At 58.5% G+C, this 13,856-nt stretch carries 15 protein-coding genes; 6 read left to right on the top strand and 9 right to left on the bottom strand.

What is annotated here, in order from left to right; genetic code table 11:
* Nucleotides 1-38: 38 nt before the first annotated feature.
* Nucleotides 39-944: a 30S ribosomal protein S6--L-glutamate ligase gene (gene rimK, locus ACW9JC_RS15330; RefSeq protein ID WP_007972871.1), complete on the bottom strand. Its 906-nt coding sequence runs from the start codon at nt 942-944 to the stop codon at nt 39-41.
* Entirely contained in the window at nt 941-1,420 is a 480-nt protein-coding gene (gene rimB / locus ACW9JC_RS15325; RefSeq protein ID WP_448105952.1) for a retropepsin-like aspartic endopeptidase RimB, read from the bottom strand. Before rimB ends, rimK begins: the two co-directional genes overlap by 4 nt.
* A gap of 216 nt (nt 1,421-1,636) precedes the next feature.
* Between rimB and ACW9JC_RS15320 the strand changes: the two genes are divergently transcribed.
* The 3 genes from ACW9JC_RS15320 (at nt 1,637) to ACW9JC_RS15310 (ending at nt 4,831) form a co-directional block, all read left to right on the top strand.
* The gene (locus ACW9JC_RS15320; RefSeq protein ID WP_338584171.1) at nt 1,637-2,041 is read left to right on the top strand and encodes an RNA-binding S4 domain-containing protein; all 405 of its coding nucleotides are present in this window, start codon (nt 1,637-1,639) and stop codon (nt 2,039-2,041) included.
* A gap of 165 nt (nt 2,042-2,206) precedes the next feature.
* On the top strand, nt 2,207-3,109 hold the full coding sequence (hslO, locus tag ACW9JC_RS15315; protein WP_416127440.1) for an Hsp33 family molecular chaperone HslO: 903 nt from the start codon (nt 2,207-2,209) through the stop codon (nt 3,107-3,109).
* 180 nt (nt 3,110-3,289) lie between these two features.
* Nucleotides 3,290-4,831 (top strand): phosphoenolpyruvate carboxykinase, encoded by a 1,542-nt coding sequence (locus tag ACW9JC_RS15310; protein ID WP_338584173.1) that lies wholly within the window; start codon nt 3,290-3,292, stop codon nt 4,829-4,831.
* A 60-nt stretch (nt 4,832-4,891) separates the two neighbouring features.
* Here the strand turns inward: ACW9JC_RS15310 and ACW9JC_RS15305 are convergent, their stop codons facing one another.
* From ACW9JC_RS15305 to ACW9JC_RS15280, 6 genes are all read right to left on the bottom strand, one after another.
* The gene (locus ACW9JC_RS15305) at nt 4,892-5,746 is read right to left on the bottom strand and encodes an EamA family transporter (protein ID WP_448109849.1); all 855 of its coding nucleotides are present in this window, start codon (nt 5,744-5,746) and stop codon (nt 4,892-4,894) included.
* 43 nt (nt 5,747-5,789) lie between these two features.
* Nucleotides 5,790-6,143, bottom strand: coding sequence for a DUF1493 family protein (locus tag ACW9JC_RS15300; RefSeq protein WP_457455807.1), 354 nt, complete (start codon nt 6,141-6,143; stop codon nt 5,790-5,792).
* Nucleotides 6,140-7,417, bottom strand: a complete 1,278-nt coding sequence (locus ACW9JC_RS15295; protein ID WP_457455805.1) for a type II toxin-antitoxin system HipA family toxin — start codon at nt 7,415-7,417, stop codon at nt 6,140-6,142. Before ACW9JC_RS15295 ends, ACW9JC_RS15300 begins: the two co-directional genes overlap by 4 nt.
* Nucleotides 7,414-7,908 (bottom strand): helix-turn-helix domain-containing protein, encoded by a 495-nt coding sequence (locus ACW9JC_RS15290; RefSeq protein WP_457455803.1) that lies wholly within the window; start codon nt 7,906-7,908, stop codon nt 7,414-7,416. Before ACW9JC_RS15290 ends, ACW9JC_RS15295 begins: the two co-directional genes overlap by 4 nt.
* A 205-nt stretch (nt 7,909-8,113) precedes the next feature.
* Nucleotides 8,114-8,410 carry a hypothetical protein gene (locus tag ACW9JC_RS15285; protein ID WP_457455801.1) on the bottom strand — a complete coding sequence of 99 codons (297 nt, stop codon included), beginning with the start codon at nt 8,408-8,410 and terminating at the stop codon, nt 8,114-8,116.
* 253 nt (nt 8,411-8,663) lie between these two features.
* Nucleotides 8,664-8,954: a hypothetical protein gene (locus ACW9JC_RS15280; RefSeq protein WP_457455799.1), complete on the bottom strand. Its 291-nt coding sequence runs from the start codon at nt 8,952-8,954 to the stop codon at nt 8,664-8,666.
* 371 nt (nt 8,955-9,325) lie between these two features.
* Between ACW9JC_RS15280 and ACW9JC_RS15275 the strand changes: the two genes are divergently transcribed.
* The 3 genes from ACW9JC_RS15275 to ACW9JC_RS15265 all read left to right on the top strand — a co-directional run bounded on the left by ACW9JC_RS15275 (nt 9,326) and on the right by ACW9JC_RS15265 (nt 13,037).
* Nucleotides 9,326-11,269, top strand: coding sequence for a RecQ family ATP-dependent DNA helicase (locus ACW9JC_RS15275; protein ID WP_457455797.1), 1,944 nt, complete (start codon nt 9,326-9,328; stop codon nt 11,267-11,269).
* A 90-nt stretch (nt 11,270-11,359) separates the two neighbouring features.
* Nucleotides 11,360-12,586 (top strand): 3-hydroxyacyl-CoA dehydrogenase NAD-binding domain-containing protein, encoded by a 1,227-nt coding sequence (locus ACW9JC_RS15270; protein ID WP_457455795.1) that lies wholly within the window; start codon nt 11,360-11,362, stop codon nt 12,584-12,586.
* A 31-nt stretch (nt 12,587-12,617) separates the two neighbouring features.
* Nucleotides 12,618-13,037 carry an acyl-CoA thioesterase gene (locus ACW9JC_RS15265; protein ID WP_457455793.1) on the top strand — a complete coding sequence of 140 codons (420 nt, stop codon included), beginning with the start codon at nt 12,618-12,620 and terminating at the stop codon, nt 13,035-13,037.
* Nucleotides 13,038-13,106: 69 nt separating this feature from the next.
* Here the strand turns inward: ACW9JC_RS15265 and ACW9JC_RS15260 are convergent, their stop codons facing one another.
* Nucleotides 13,107-13,598, bottom strand: a complete 492-nt coding sequence (locus tag ACW9JC_RS15260) for a glycine zipper domain-containing protein (RefSeq protein WP_338584181.1) — start codon at nt 13,596-13,598, stop codon at nt 13,107-13,109.
* Nucleotides 13,599-13,856 lie beyond the last annotated feature (258 nt).

The following is a 13,856-nucleotide window of genomic DNA, read 5'->3' as shown; positions in this document are numbered from 1 at the left end:
TACTCTGTAGGAGCTGCCGCAGGCTGCGATCTTTTGCTTTATCCCTTGCCTTTGGTCCGAGTCATATTCGGCCCACCATTCTTCTCCAGATGCTCAATGATGATCCCCGCCACATTCTTGCCGGTGGTGGTCTCAATCCCCTCAAGCCCCGGCGACGAATTCACTTCCATCACCAGCGGCCCGTGATTCGAGCGCAGGATATCCACACCCGCCACCGCAAGGCCCATGACTTTCGCCGCACGCAATGCGGTCATGCGCTCTTCCGGCGTGATCTTGATCAGGCTGGCGCTGCCGCCGCGATGCAGGTTGGAGCGGAACTCGCCGGGTTTGGCCTGGCGCTTCATCGCCGCAATCACCTTGTCGCCCACCACGAAGCAGCGAATGTCGGCGCCGCCGGCCTCCTTGATGTACTCCTGGACCATGATGTTCTGCTTGAGGCCCATGAACGCTTCAATCACCGATTCTGCCGCCGTGGCGGTTTCGCACAGCACCACACCGATGCCTTGGGTGCCTTCCAGCACCTTGATCACCAGTGGCGCACCGTTAACCATTTCGATCAGGTCGGGAATGTCGTCCGGCGAGTGGGCAAAACCGGTGACCGGCAAACCGATGCCGCGACGTGAGAGCAATTGCAGCGAACGCAGCTTGTCCCGCGAGCGGGCGATGGCCACCGATTCGTTGAGTGGAAAAACCCCCATCATTTCGAACTGGCGCAATACTGCGCAGCCATAAAACGTGACCGACGCACCGATCCGCGGGATCACGGCGTCGAAACCTTCCAGCGGCTTGCCGCGATAGTGGATCTGCGGCTTGTGGCTGGCGATGTTCATGTAGGCGCGCAGGGTATCGACCACCACCATTTCATGGCCGCGTTCGGTACCGGCTTCGACCAGGCGACGGGTGGAATACAGACGCGGGTTCCGCGACAGCACAGCGATCTTCATGCAACACCTGTGGAGAAGGTAGATACCGGGAACACCGGCTTGTCTTGTACATATTTAATGCCTGGATTGACCACCAACTGGCCGTCGATCAAGGCTTTGGAACCGAGTAGCAGGCGATAACGCATGGATTTGCGGCAGGCGAGCGTGAACTCGACCCGCCAGACCCGATCACCGAGGGCCAGGGTGGTGCTGATCACGTATCGCACCTGTGCGTGACCGTTAGAGCTTTTAATGGTTTTGCGTGTCACCAGCGGCGCTTCGCAGCGGCGGTGGCGCAACTGCACTACCGTGCCCAGGTGCGCCGTGAAGCGCACCCATTGCTCGCCATCGCGCTCGAACGTCTCGATGTCGGTGGCATGCAGGCTGGAGGTGCTGGCACCGGTGTCGATTTTTGCCCGAAGGCCGGCGACTCCCAAATCCGGGAGCGCCACCCACTCGCGCAAACCGACAACGGTCAAATGGTCAAATGTCTTCAAAATTGCTCAACCGGTAGAAACCACGGTGGCCGCAGGCGGCCGAAATCGCGGTATTCACGCAGAATAATGGGTAAAAGGCGACAGATATCTACGGCCCGGATTTCCAGCCTCGCGGAGGAGGTTATGGAATGTCAGCATTGTAGTCCGGGACGGAGAAATTCTTGGCACGACAGAACGGTAGTACAGTTCACAAATATTTCAGAACGAGGAAATCCCATGGCACAAAAAAACGAAGAGGACGACAAAGTCCGCCTCGATAAATGGTTGTGGGCTGCGCGCTTCTACAAGACGCGTGCCTTGGCCAAAGCGGCGATTGAAAGCGGCAAAGTGCATTGCCGGGGCGAGCGCTGCAAGCCTGGCAAAGAGCCACGCATCGGCGATGAGTTCGTCCTCCGCACCGGTTTCGAGGAACGTACGGTGGTGGTCCTGGCGCTGTCGATCGTGCGCCGTGGCGCGCCGGAAGCTCAGACCCTATACGCTGAAACCGAAGCCAGCATCGCCAAGCGCGAAAATGCCGCCGCCGAGCGCAAAGCGGGCGCCTTGGGCGTGAGCACTGATGGCAAACCGAGCAAGAAACAACGGCGCGATCTGTTCAAGTTTCGTGGCAGTAGCAACGAATGATTTGCCCGGTCCGCCGATCGCATCAACCGGGCAAAGACTTGTAATTGCGCCTGTTCGTAGCCATATGAGGTAATTCGCCTGCCGTGCGTGTGCCGTTCGTCGTAAAGCGCACACTGCCGCCGGCCTGTAAGCCATACCTAGTCACCACTTCAGATACCCAGACTTATGACCGACCTACCGGATAACGACTTCACCCAACGCTTCATCTTCGATGACAGCGACACCCGTGGCGAGATGGTTTCGCTGGAGCTCAGCTACGCCGAAGTCCTGGCCAAGCACGCCTATCCGGAACCGGTCGCACAACTGCTCGGCGAACTGATGGCGGCCGCGGCGTTGCTGGTCGGCACCTTGAAGTTCGATGGGTTGCTGATCCTTCAGGCCCGCTCCGAAGGCCCGATCCCGCTGCTGATGATCGAATGCTCCAGCGAGCGCGACATCCGTGGTCTGGCCCGTTACGAGGCCGACCGCATCGCCCCTGACGCCACCCTGTCCGACTTGATGCCGGACGGTTCGCTGACCCTGACCATCGACCCGAAACAAGGCCAGCGCTACCAGGGCGTGGTTGATCTGGACGGCGAAACGCTGTCTGACTGCTTCACCAACTACTTCGTCATGTCGCAGCAGATCGGCACGCGCATCAAGCTGTGCGCCGATGGCCGTCGCGCCCGTGGCCTGTTGCTGCAGCAACTGCCTGCCGACCGCCTGAAAGACGAAGAAGAACGCGCCGCCAGCTGGCAGCACCTCACCGCGCTGGCCACCACCCTGACCGCCGATGAACTGCTGGGCCTGGACAACGAAACCGTGCTCCATCGTCTCTACCACGAAGAGCAAGTGCGTCTGTTCGACGTGCAAAAACTGCGCTTCCGTTGCAGCTGCTCGCGCGAACGTTCGGCCAATGCACTGGTCAGTTTGGGTATGGAAGACGCGCAAAACCTGGTGGTTGAACACGGTGGAAAAATCGAGATCGACTGCCAGTTCTGCAACCAGCAGTACCTGTTCGACGCCGCCGACGTGACTCAATTGTTCGCCGGCGCGGGTGTCGAGACGCCGTCAGATACCCGTCACTAAAACGTTTCAGCGCAGGTAAATTCACTGGTTAGCGCCGGAATAACGCCGTTACGACAGGAGGGGCCTACTCTTTTTGGGCTTTTCTGGCATAATCCGGCCCACTTTTTTCGCGGTAGTAGTGCACGACTTTCTACTACAAAAACGTTTGGAGCACTCGGCCACTGGCCGACGGGGAACCTCATGACGCAAGCCAATAACGCCGTGTACACCGATCTGAGTGTTGATGATCTGGTTAAAGAAGCCCTCAACCGCGGTGAAGGCGAGCTTGCCGATACCGGCGCACTGGTTGTTCGTACCGGTCACCGTACCGGCCGTTCGCCAGTCGATCGTTTCATCGTTGATGAGCCGAGCACCACGGGCGCCATCGCCTGGGGCCCGATCAACCGCAAGTTCCCGGCCGACAAGTTCGATGCCCTGTGGGACCGCGTTGAGGCGTTCAACAACGCGCAAGAGCATTTCGTTTCCCACGTGCATGTAGGTGCGGCTTCCGAGCACTACCTGGCCGTGAAAATGACTACCCAGACTGCCTGGCAGAACCTGTTCGGTCGTTGCCTGTTCATCAACCCGGCCCAGTACAACCCGGCTGGCCGTGATGAGTGGCAAGTGCTCAACGTTGCCAACTTCGAATGCGTGCCAGAGCGTGACGGCACCAACTCCGACGGTTGCGTGATCCTCAACTTCGCACAGAAAAAAGTGCTGATCGCCGGCATGCGTTACGCCGGTGAAATGAAGAAAGCCATGTTCTCGGTGCAGAACTTCCTGCTGCCGGCCGCTGACGTGCTGCCAATGCACTGCGCTGCCAACATCGGCGAAGAAGGCGACGTGACCCTGTTCTTCGGTCTGTCCGGCACCGGTAAAACCACCCTGTCGGCCGACGAAAGCCGTTACCTGATCGGTGACGACGAGCACGGCTGGGGTGAAGGCGTGGTGTTCAACATCGAAGGCGGTTGCTATGCCAAGTGCATCGACCTGTCCGAGAAGAACGAGCCGGTTATCTGGAAAGCCATCAAGCACGGCGCAGTGCTGGAAAACGTCGTCATCGATGACGCCAAGCACGCCGACTACGCTGATGTCAGCCTGACCCAGAACAGCCGCGCCGCTTACCCGCTGGAGCACGTTGCCAAGCGTTCCGAGGAGAACCTCGGTGGCGAGCCGAACGCTGTGATCTTCCTGACCTGCGACCTGACCGGCGTGCTGCCGCCAGTGTCGATCCTCAACGAAGAACAAGCGGCCTACCACTTCCTGTCTGGCTACACCGCTCTGGTGGGCTCGACCGAAATGGGTTCGGGCAGCGGCATCAAGTCGACCTTCTCCACCTGCTTCGGCGCACCGTTCTTCCCGCGTCCGGCTGGCGAATACGCTGAACTGCTGATCAAGCGCATCCGCGGCTTCGGCTCCAAGGTCTACCTGGTCAACACCGGCTGGACCGGCGGTGGCTACGGCGTCGGCAAACGCTTCAACATCCCGACCACCCGTGCAGTGATCGCAGCGATCCAGAGCGGCGCGCTGATCGGCACCGAGACCGAGCACCTGGACACCATCAACCTCGACGTGCCTCTGGCCGTACCGGGCGTTGAGACTGGCCTGCTGAACCCACGCAACACCTGGGCTGACAAAGCCGCCTACGACGAAGCCGCCAAAGCACTGGCCGGCCTGTTCATCGAGAACTTCAAGAAGTTCGAAGTGAGCGACGCGATCAAGGCTGCTGGTCCTAAGTTGTAAGCGTTGGTTTGATGCAATGAAAAAGCCGCCCATCGGGGCGGCTTTTTTGTGCGCGGCGTTTCAGGTTTTAAGGTGCAGGACAAACGCCCCGACCAACACCAGCACGACCCCCAGCACCTGCACCTTGCCCAGCCGTTCCTTGAAAAACACATACCCCAGAATCGCCGCAATCCCGCCTGACAACGTGCTGATCACCGTCACCACCGATACCGAGCCGGCCACTGCACCCCAGGCAAACGATGAAAAACCGCCGAGGTTCATCAGGCTCGCGCCGGTCAGTGTCAGGCAGTTTTTCAGCGGCGGGATTTTCAGGCCATCGTCGATCCTGAGAACGATCGCTACCAACACGATCAACCCGATCAGATACGCGAGCCAGAGCATCGTCACCGGCCCGAGTATCGGCAGTACAAAACGGCCTTGCAGCCAAAAACTGGTGCCGTAAAACACCGCCGCCAGCAGCGCAAAAGCGATGGAGCTGCTCGCCTGCGTGGTGTGGGGCACCTTCGGGTCGGAATGAATAGCGGAGAGAACCACGCCAATCACACACAGCGCGATACACAGCAGCTGGAGCAGGCTGATCTGCTCGCCGCCGGCCCAGGACAGCAAAGTGGTCACCACGCCGTAGGAGGTCACTAGCGGCGCGACAATGGAGGCTTTGCCGAGGGCGAAGGCTTTGGACAGTGCCAGCGCGCCGGACACGGTCAGCACAGCGGCAGCGACGCCAATCAACCAGACATCAAGCGGTGCGGCCATTGACCGGAGAATGAACACGGGGAAGGCGATCAGCAGCAGGCTCATGATGGCAAAGCCCAGCGCCTGACCGAAATACACGGCGCGTTTGACACCAACAGCGCGGGCGTTCAAGCCCACCAGAAAATCCGTACCGCCCCACAGCAAGGCGGCCAGCAAGCCCATCAATACGTCCACGCAATGTCCTTATCGTTATGCGCCGGGGACGTTACGGGCGTTCCAGCTCATCAGTGTCCCAGCGTTGAGCCTTGATAGCCCGGTAGAGCATGCCGATGGTCAATGGTTCCTTGTCGCCGCGACCCTTGGCTTTGCGCTTGAGAAATACATCGTAGCCGTCGGGCTGGAAATAGCGATAACTGTCGAAATCCACGAAATCGATGGTGAAGCGTTCTTCGAGGGTTTCGATCAGGTGTTGTGCGTCGGCGCCGTTGCAGCCGAGGTCGAAATTGATCGAGGTGTTGAGGCTGATGGCTTTGCGTTCGGGGAGGCCGAGTTCTTCGTGGAGGAGCTGGATGAGCTGGTGGAGGGTTGGGTCGTCGGGGAGGTTGGGGGCGAGGTTCATTGCATAGGCTCCGCTAATCGAAATGCAGGCGCCATATTGTCCTGCTCGCGTTTTGATAGGCCCAATGCCCCTGCTAGCGTGGACCATTGGCTGACAACTTCTTTGAAGTTGTCGATGATGCTTTCTGCATCCGCACGATTGATCCGGAAATACCCCGCCACTTCCCGGGCAAGCTCCAGATCCAGTGCATTGTCCGTATCGGTGATGTTTAGCTTCAAGCCGTCAGCGTGGGCCACCGGGTTCATGTCATAGGCGGCAGACAATCGCCATCCCCGGCCGGGATCAAGGATGAAGCCGTGGTTACGCAGGTGGTCGTCGCTGTTGGTTACCAGGATGTTGAACACAATCCGAGACCACAACTCACGAAGGTCAGCATTGGTTTCCGAGCCGTGTTCCATCAGCACTTCGGCCAGCTCAAGATAGCTCGCGCCGACTGAGGCATCGTCACCATCAACGCGATCCGTCATGGTCATGGCCGAGGCAAAATGCAGTCGGCCACCCCGGTTCGATCGATCGAAGCGCTTGACCATGAAGCAGTGATGATCACTGGCGTAGCGTCGGGCGATAGCGGTTGCGACTCGCAGGCCACAATGATTGGCCAAGGCATTCACCACCAGTTCCCAGGCGCCAATGTCATAGTCATCGCGGGTGCTGGGGAACTTGGCTATCCACAAGTGACCGTGCTCGTCCGCGACGCTGGCTTTGGGGCGAGCACCACCCAGCGAACCGCCAGGTGCGATCAGCATTCTCAGCCATTCGCGACCGTCGAGTGCGGTGTTGTCCGGATCATTTTCCAGTGCTCGGCTTGCTTGTTCGAGCGCCCGCAACTCAATGAAAGGCGGGGCGGCCAAGCCATCGCGACCATCGAGAAAATGGCCTTCGTCATTGAGCTTGTAGCGAATCGCACCGACCCGATAAAGGTCATGTACACCTAACAGGAAATCCGACTCGTAGAGCTTGCTGCCCTTGGCTGCCAAACCGTCGCGAATATCGCGTTCCTGTCGCCGCTTCATCAGTAACTGACCCCAGCGATCCGGGCTTGAATCAGCGAACACGCCAAAGCGGTTTTGATGTTGTCCAGGGAACTGACGACCTTCATAGAGCCCGATTCGAGGGTCCAGCGGTGTGAAGTTCAATTCAGGATCAGCCAGCGCAGCCGTGTCGTACTCAAACTCGAAGACCTCCGTGGCACGAGCCTTTCGGGCATGCAAGAAACCGAGGCGTCTGGGACCATTCAAGGATTCCCAATCGGCATACACCGCAATCCGGGTCATTTCTCACCTGTCGTGGGCTTGGTTTTTTTCTTGGTCAACAGATTGGATAGTGAGTGGGTGTTGAAAGGGTAGTCAGCGGACAGATCAGCTTTGTGAACAGTACTTTCAATCACTCCAGTGTCTTTTTCAGGCATTGGAGAGGTTTTTTTCACTGCGCTGATTCTGCGAGTTCGTCGGTTCGAGTCTGTTGTGGCGGTGGCATTGGGTTTGAGTTGTGCATCCTGCAGTTGCCGGCCCACTTCATCGATTGCCGCCAGTTTGCTCAGGTCTTTTTCAAGCCCCAGAACCTGCATGACCGACAGGTATGCCCCGATGGTCACTCCTGATCCACCAGACTCCAGAGAGCGCAATGTCATCAGTGACATGCCCGCACGTTCAGCGACTTGTTTAGCTGTGAGCTTGCGGCGCAGGCGAGCGAGTTTCAGGCGCTCGCCGAACTCGGAAAGCAGTCTGGAAGCTGAGGGCAAGAGTGGGGCTGTCTTCTTGGCCATGTGCCAATATTCCTTCATTAAGGCGCTATAACTGCCAGAATAATAGCACTTAAATGTGGTCACGACCTGCGACAGGGAAATGTAAGAGTGTGCCATTTCGGTGAACTTGGTTTCTCAAAGACATACGTGCTAACTGCCATTATTCCGGCTGTTTAGTGTTGAAACAGCCGGAATAATTTCACTTTGGCGTGCTGGCTGAATAGCGTCAGGCTGGAGCTTTCCAGTTGAGCATGCGTTGCTGGGCGACTTTGAGCAGGTCGCAGCCGTCCTGGGTTAGCAGGTAGAGCGCGTGGGTGATGTGCGGGATGTCTTCGATATCGCCTTCGAGGAAGCTTTGGCAGTGCAGGGTTCGGAGCACATCGCTGGACGCGCGAATGCGCTGGAGAGCGGATTCGAGGATGTCTTGGGGGTTGGCTTCTGTGTCGATGATTAGGGGTGTGGTGTCGGTGAGATTGGTTTGAAGGGGGCGATAGCGACTGGGAAATGGATTTAACGTGGTCACGGAAGAACACCTCTATTTTTAGATGGGAATGTGGATCTCGTTGTTCTCGAGTGACCAAACCCGAGCCGCTGATTTGGCAGCGACAGTCCGGACTATAGGTTTGAGTCACTGGTTGGCGATAGCCGACAAGGTGTCTTCTTTTGTAGGACGTTGCCGAAGCTTCGATAGGGCGTTGCTGACGGACTTATCCATGTTGCACCGCGTTATCGTTCATCGCTGGCAAGCCAGCTCCCACAGGGAAATGTGGTGGTTTTTAGACGGTGAGTTTCGGCAGCCGTTGGCGGGCGATGTCGAGCAGGTCGTTGCCGTCCTGGGTCAGCAGGTACAGGGCGCTGACGATGTTGGGGATGTCGCTGGCGTCGGCCTGTTTGAAGCACAGGCAATACAAGGTTTCGAGCAGGTCGCTGGCGGCGCGGATGCGTTGGCGGGCGGCGTCGAGGATTTCGAAGGGGTCGGCTTCGGTGTCGATGACCAATACCGGGGTTTCGCTGTAGCTGGATTTGAGTGGGCGGTAGCGGTCGGTCAGTGGATCGGGGAGCGTCATTGAAGTGCGTCCTGTGCAAAATCGGCGAGTGTGCCCGGCAGGCCGAGACACTGATTTCAGCCGCGCCGCAGACTATAGAAGCGCGTGGTGTTGTGCGACAAGACGGCCGAGGTCGACAGGATTTGTAGGGGGTTTGTCGGGGTTTGAGGAAAGGGACTACGTCCTGCTTGAAGGTGCTTCAGACGCTGTAGGTCATTTCGGCTTTGGTGGTGGCGGTGCTAGCGATAGCCATCTGACGGTCGCTACATCCCTCAAGTCTTACATGCCATCCGCTGTATCATCCCGTATCGTTTTAGCCCCGACCTTTTCTCGACTCGCTGCATTCGCCGGCTAGGCTTTGCTCATCGCAGCGGTCAACGGAGTGACAGCTTATGCACAACACCCTGGAACAGGTTTTCGGTTATCCACAGTTTCGACCCGGTCAGGAGAAAACCGTCAGCGCCGTGCTGGCGGGGCGTTCGGCGGCGGCTATTTTTCCCACCGGTTCCGGCAAGTCCCTGTGCTATCAATTATCGGCCGTACTGCTACCGCACCTGACGCTGGTGGTCTCGCCGTTGCTGGCGTTGATGCAGGACCAATTGGCGTTCCTGCAACGCCATGGCATTGCAGCGGGCAGTATCGATTCGGCCCAAAGCCGTGATGACGCCAGCGACGTGATGGCCCGCGCCAAGTCCGGCGAATTGAAAATCTTGATGATCTCGGTGGAGCGCCTGAAGAACGAGCGTTTCCGCAATTTCTTGCAGCAGGTGCCGATCTCGCTATTGGTGGTGGACGAGGCACACTGCATCTCGGAGTGGGGCCACAACTTCCGCCCGGATTACCTCAAGCTTCCGGACTACCAACGCCAGTTCAACATCCCGCAGGTTCTGCTGCTGACGGCCACCGCGACGCCCAAGGTGATCGTCGATATGCAGACGAAATTCGCCATCGCTCCCGATGACGTGGTGACCACCGGTTTCTACCGGCCCAACCTCAATCTATGGGTGGAGCCGGTTCGTGGGCAGGACAAACGACGGCGCTTGGTTGAATGGATGAGCGAGCGTCCCGGCCAGCCCAGCATTGTCTACGTCACCCTGCAAAAAACCGCCGAGCACATTGCCGAGCATCTACAACGCAATGGCATTCAGGCCGAGGCTTATCACGCCGGTTTGCCCCACGATCAACGCGACGGCATTCAGAAGCGCTTCATGGGCGGGCAGTCCAATTGCATCGTCGCCACCATCGCCTTCGGCATGGGCATCGACAAAAGCGACATTCGCAACGTCGTGCATTTTGACCTGCCCAAATCCATCGAAAACTACAGCCAGGAAATCGGCCGCGCCGGGCGTGACGGGCAGCCATCGGATTGCCTGGTGCTGGCCAACCGCGACAGCCTCAACGTGCTGGAAAATTTTGTTTACGGTGATACGCCTGAGCTGGATGGTATCCGCCATGTGCTCGACGAACTGCAGGCTTGCGCGCCACAGGGGGAGTGGGAGTTTCTACTGGGGCCATTGGCGGATAACAGCAACATTCGTCAGCTGCCGCTCAAGACCTTGCTGGTGCAATTGGAGCTGCGTGGAATCATCGCCCCGCGCTATGCCTACTACGCCGAATACCGTTTCAAATACCTTGAGGAGCCCGAGGCATTGCTGGCCCGTTTCGAAGGCGAGCGCAGGGATTTCGTGGCGGCGATCATCCAGACCTCCAAGCGTGCGCGGAGCTGGGCCACGGTGAATTTTGATGCGCTGTACGAGCAGCATCAGGCCGAGCGCAACCGGGTGGTCAAGGCGCTGGATTATTTCCAGGAGAAGGGATGGGTCGAGCTTGAGAGCAAGCTGATGACCGAGGTCTACAGCCTGCTGCAAACGGACTTTGACGCTCAGGCACTCAGCATTGAACTTCACGCCAGTTTCACTCAGCACGAACAAACCGAAATCGCGCGAATTCACGCGATGCTGGATCTGTTCGCCACTGACCGATGCCTGGGTTATCGCCTGGCGGAGTATTTCGGCGACAGCAACGCCCCGCAGCAGTGCGGGCATTGTTCGGTGTGTCACGGGCAGGTTGCACGGCTACCGACACCACCAGAGCTGCCTGCGCTTGTGGATAAAAACTTCGAGGCGCTGTGTGGCGGGTTTATCCACAGGCACGAGCAACACACCGGCAGCTTTCCATCGGCTGAGCGTGTGACGCGGTTTCTGTGCGGGATCAGTGTGCCGTTGTTCACCAAGCTCAAGGCGCGGGTCATTCCGGGGTTTGCGGTGCTGGAGGATTATCCGTATGCCGAGGTGCGGGAGTGGGTGGAAGCGCGGCGGGTTGCATCCATCCGCTGAATGTCGCTCATCACAGGAATAAATTTCAAAAAAGCGCGGTGGCTGACTATGGTGAGGGCTGTCTTTGGATCGCCAACAAGAGAACAAGATATGAGCCAGACACCGTTCAACATTCAGCGCGCAGCCGTGATCGGCGCGGGCACCATGGGCCGTGGCATTGTCATGTGCCTGGCCAACGCCGGGGTCGCGGTGCAGTGGGTTGATAACAATCCGCAGATGCTTGAGCAAGCGCTGGTCACCGTGGCGGACACCTACGCCCACAGCGTGCGCCAGGAACGTATTGATCAGGCGGAAGCCGACGCGCGTATCGCCCGAGTCTCGGCTGCCGCCAATTACGAAGCCATCCGTGATGTCGACCTGGTGATCGAAGCGGTTTACGAAAACCTCGAGCTCAAGCAGTCGATCTTTCGCGAGCTGGACGGACTGTTAAAACACGAAGCCATTCTGGCCAGTAACACCTCGGCGCTGGACATCGACGCCATCGCTGCCGTTACGCGTCGTCCGCAACAGGTTTTGGGTCTGCACTTTTTCAGCCCGGCACACATCATGAAACTGCTGGAAATCGTCCGGGGTGCCCAGACCGCTCCGGCGGTGCTTGAGGCTGCGCTGGCGCTGGGCAAACGCATGGGCAAGGTCAGTGTGGTGGCGGGCAATTGCGATGGTTTCATCGGCAACCGCATGCTCAATACCTACGTGCTGGAGGCGCGCAAGATGCTGCTGGAAGGCGCTTATCCCTATCAGGTAGATGCGGCGCTGCAAGGTTTCGGTTTCGCCATGGGGCCGTTCCGCATGTTCGACGTCGTCGGCGTGGACCTGCAATGGCGCGCCCGGCAACTGTCGGGTGTGGGGCAGGATGCGCCTGAGGTTCAGGTGGATAACCGTCTGTGTGAGCTGGGCCGTTTCGGCCAGAAGAGCGGCAACGGTTTTTACCATTATGAACCGGGCAGCCGTCAGGCCGAACACGATCCTCTGGTCGATGCACTGGTGCTGGACGTCAGCGAAGGGCTGGGTTTCCATCGTCGTGAGACCAGCCCGGAGGAGATTCTGGAGCGCTGCTTGCTGGCGCTGGTCAACGAAGGCGCGAAAATCCTTCAGGAAGGTATCGCCGGGTCAGCCCACGACATCGATCTGGTGTATCTCAATGGCTATGGCTTCCCGGCAGACAAGGGCGGGCCAATGGCCTGGGCAGATCAACAGGGATTGGCAGACATTCATCAACGCTTGCTGGCGCTGGAGACTCGCCAGGGTGATCACTGGCAGCCGGCGCGGTTGATTGGTGAGTTGGCAGCGGTGGGTAAGGGATTCGCTGACAAGTAAACTCCACTCGAAATCATGAAAGGACCCATTGATGCCCCATCGCACCGAATACCCGCACTTCCAGCCCATCACCACCCGCTGGCACGACAACGATGCCTATGGTCACGTCAATAACGTGACCTATTACAGCTTCTTCGACACAGCGGTGAACACCTACCTGATCGAAGTGGGCGGGCTCGATATCCATGACGGCGAGGTGGTGGGTTTCGTGGTGAGCTCGGCGTGCGATTATTTCGCCTCCATCGCATTCCCGGACCGGATCGAAATCGGATTGCGGGTAGGCAAGCTGGGCAATAGCTCGGTGCAGTATGAGTTGGCAGTATTCAAGCAAGGGGAAGACGAGGCCTGCGCTGCGGGGCGGTTGGTGCATGTGTTTGTCGACCGCGGTTCCAATCTGCCGGTGTCGATCCCGAGCCAGTTGCGCGAGGCTTTGGAGCGCTTGGTGATGTAAAAAACAGGCAAAAAAAATCGCAGCCCTCGGGCTGCGATTTTTTTTACCTTTCCAGCGAGACCTTTTCGGTCAGTCGCGATGGCGGTAGTGCTTGTGGTGCTTGCGATGGCCATAGGCATGACCGCGGCCCGGGTGGCCATCACGGTAGTAGCGACGATCATCACGGCCGCGATGGGAATGACGATCATCGTCGTCATCATCGCTCTTGTTGCCCATATAGTTACCCAGCGCGCCACCGGCGCCGCCGCCTGCTGCGGAGCCGATCAGGCTGCCGGTGGTGCCGCCCATGCTGCGGCCGACCACGTTACCGCCTGCTGCGCCCAACGCACCACCAATGGCGGCTTCGCCACGGCTGCGTTTGTCTGCGCCGACTGCGCTACCACCTGCGCCGCCCAGGGCTGCGCCAATGGTGGAACCGGTATTGCCGCCAATCGACTGGCCGACGACTGAGCCCAAAACCCCGCCCAATGCGCCGCCCACACCTGCTTCGGTGGTGCCGCCAGCAGAGGCAATGCCACTGACCAGGCCAAGGGACAACAAGAGAATCGAGGAGAACTTCATGGAGGAACCTCAAGGGGATGACGGCGCGATCCTGAGGCTGTGTCATGGGTGTGACAATCGAAATCCGACGAGTAACACGACTTGAGCACATTTCTATAAGTTGCTGTTTTTTGGGCGGAACTTAACGATTTTTCGCCGGTCTTTTACTACTTCACAAAGGCCGTTTTCGTTAGAAAACGGCCTTTTTTGTGGGCGTTTGGAAATTTTTTGACAGTACTGAAATATGTGTCGAGCCGTCCGGCGCCATCGCGAGCAAGC

This window comes from Pseudomonas sp. SDO5591_S426 (assembly GCF_054070755.1).
This window is presented reverse-complemented; position numbering and strand designations above follow the sequence as displayed.

Coding starts and splice junctions, on each gene's coding strand:
- hslO (WP_416127440.1), top strand. CDS start 2,207: ATGACCGACCTACCGGATAACGACTTCACCCAACGCTTCATCTTCGAT.
- ACW9JC_RS15320 (WP_338584171.1), top strand. CDS start 1,637: ATGGCACAAAAAAACGAAGAGGACGACAAAGTCCGCCTCGATAAATGG.
- ACW9JC_RS15260 (WP_338584181.1), bottom strand. CDS start 13,598: ATGAAGTTCTCCTCGATTCTCTTGTTGTCCCTTGGCCTGGTCAGTGGC.
- ACW9JC_RS15270 (WP_457455795.1), top strand. CDS start 11,360: ATGAGCCAGACACCGTTCAACATTCAGCGCGCAGCCGTGATCGGCGCG.
- ACW9JC_RS15265 (WP_457455793.1), top strand. CDS start 12,618: ATGCCCCATCGCACCGAATACCCGCACTTCCAGCCCATCACCACCCGC.
- rimK (WP_007972871.1), bottom strand. CDS start 944: ATGAAGATCGCTGTGCTGTCGCGGAACCCGCGTCTGTATTCCACCCGT.
- ACW9JC_RS15280 (WP_457455799.1), bottom strand. CDS start 8,954: ATGACGCTCCCCGATCCACTGACCGACCGCTACCGCCCACTCAAATCC.
- ACW9JC_RS15275 (WP_457455797.1), top strand. CDS start 9,326: ATGCACAACACCCTGGAACAGGTTTTCGGTTATCCACAGTTTCGACCC.
- ACW9JC_RS15310 (WP_338584173.1), top strand. CDS start 3,290: ATGACGCAAGCCAATAACGCCGTGTACACCGATCTGAGTGTTGATGAT.
- ACW9JC_RS15295 (WP_457455805.1), bottom strand. CDS start 7,417: ATGACCCGGATTGCGGTGTATGCCGATTGGGAATCCTTGAATGGTCCC.
- ACW9JC_RS15290 (WP_457455803.1), bottom strand. CDS start 7,908: ATGGCCAAGAAGACAGCCCCACTCTTGCCCTCAGCTTCCAGACTGCTT.
- ACW9JC_RS15300 (WP_457455807.1), bottom strand. CDS start 6,143: ATGAACCTCGCCCCCAACCTCCCCGACGACCCAACCCTCCACCAGCTC.
- ACW9JC_RS15305 (WP_448109849.1), bottom strand. CDS start 5,746: ATGGGCTTGCTGGCCGCCTTGCTGTGGGGCGGTACGGATTTTCTGGTG.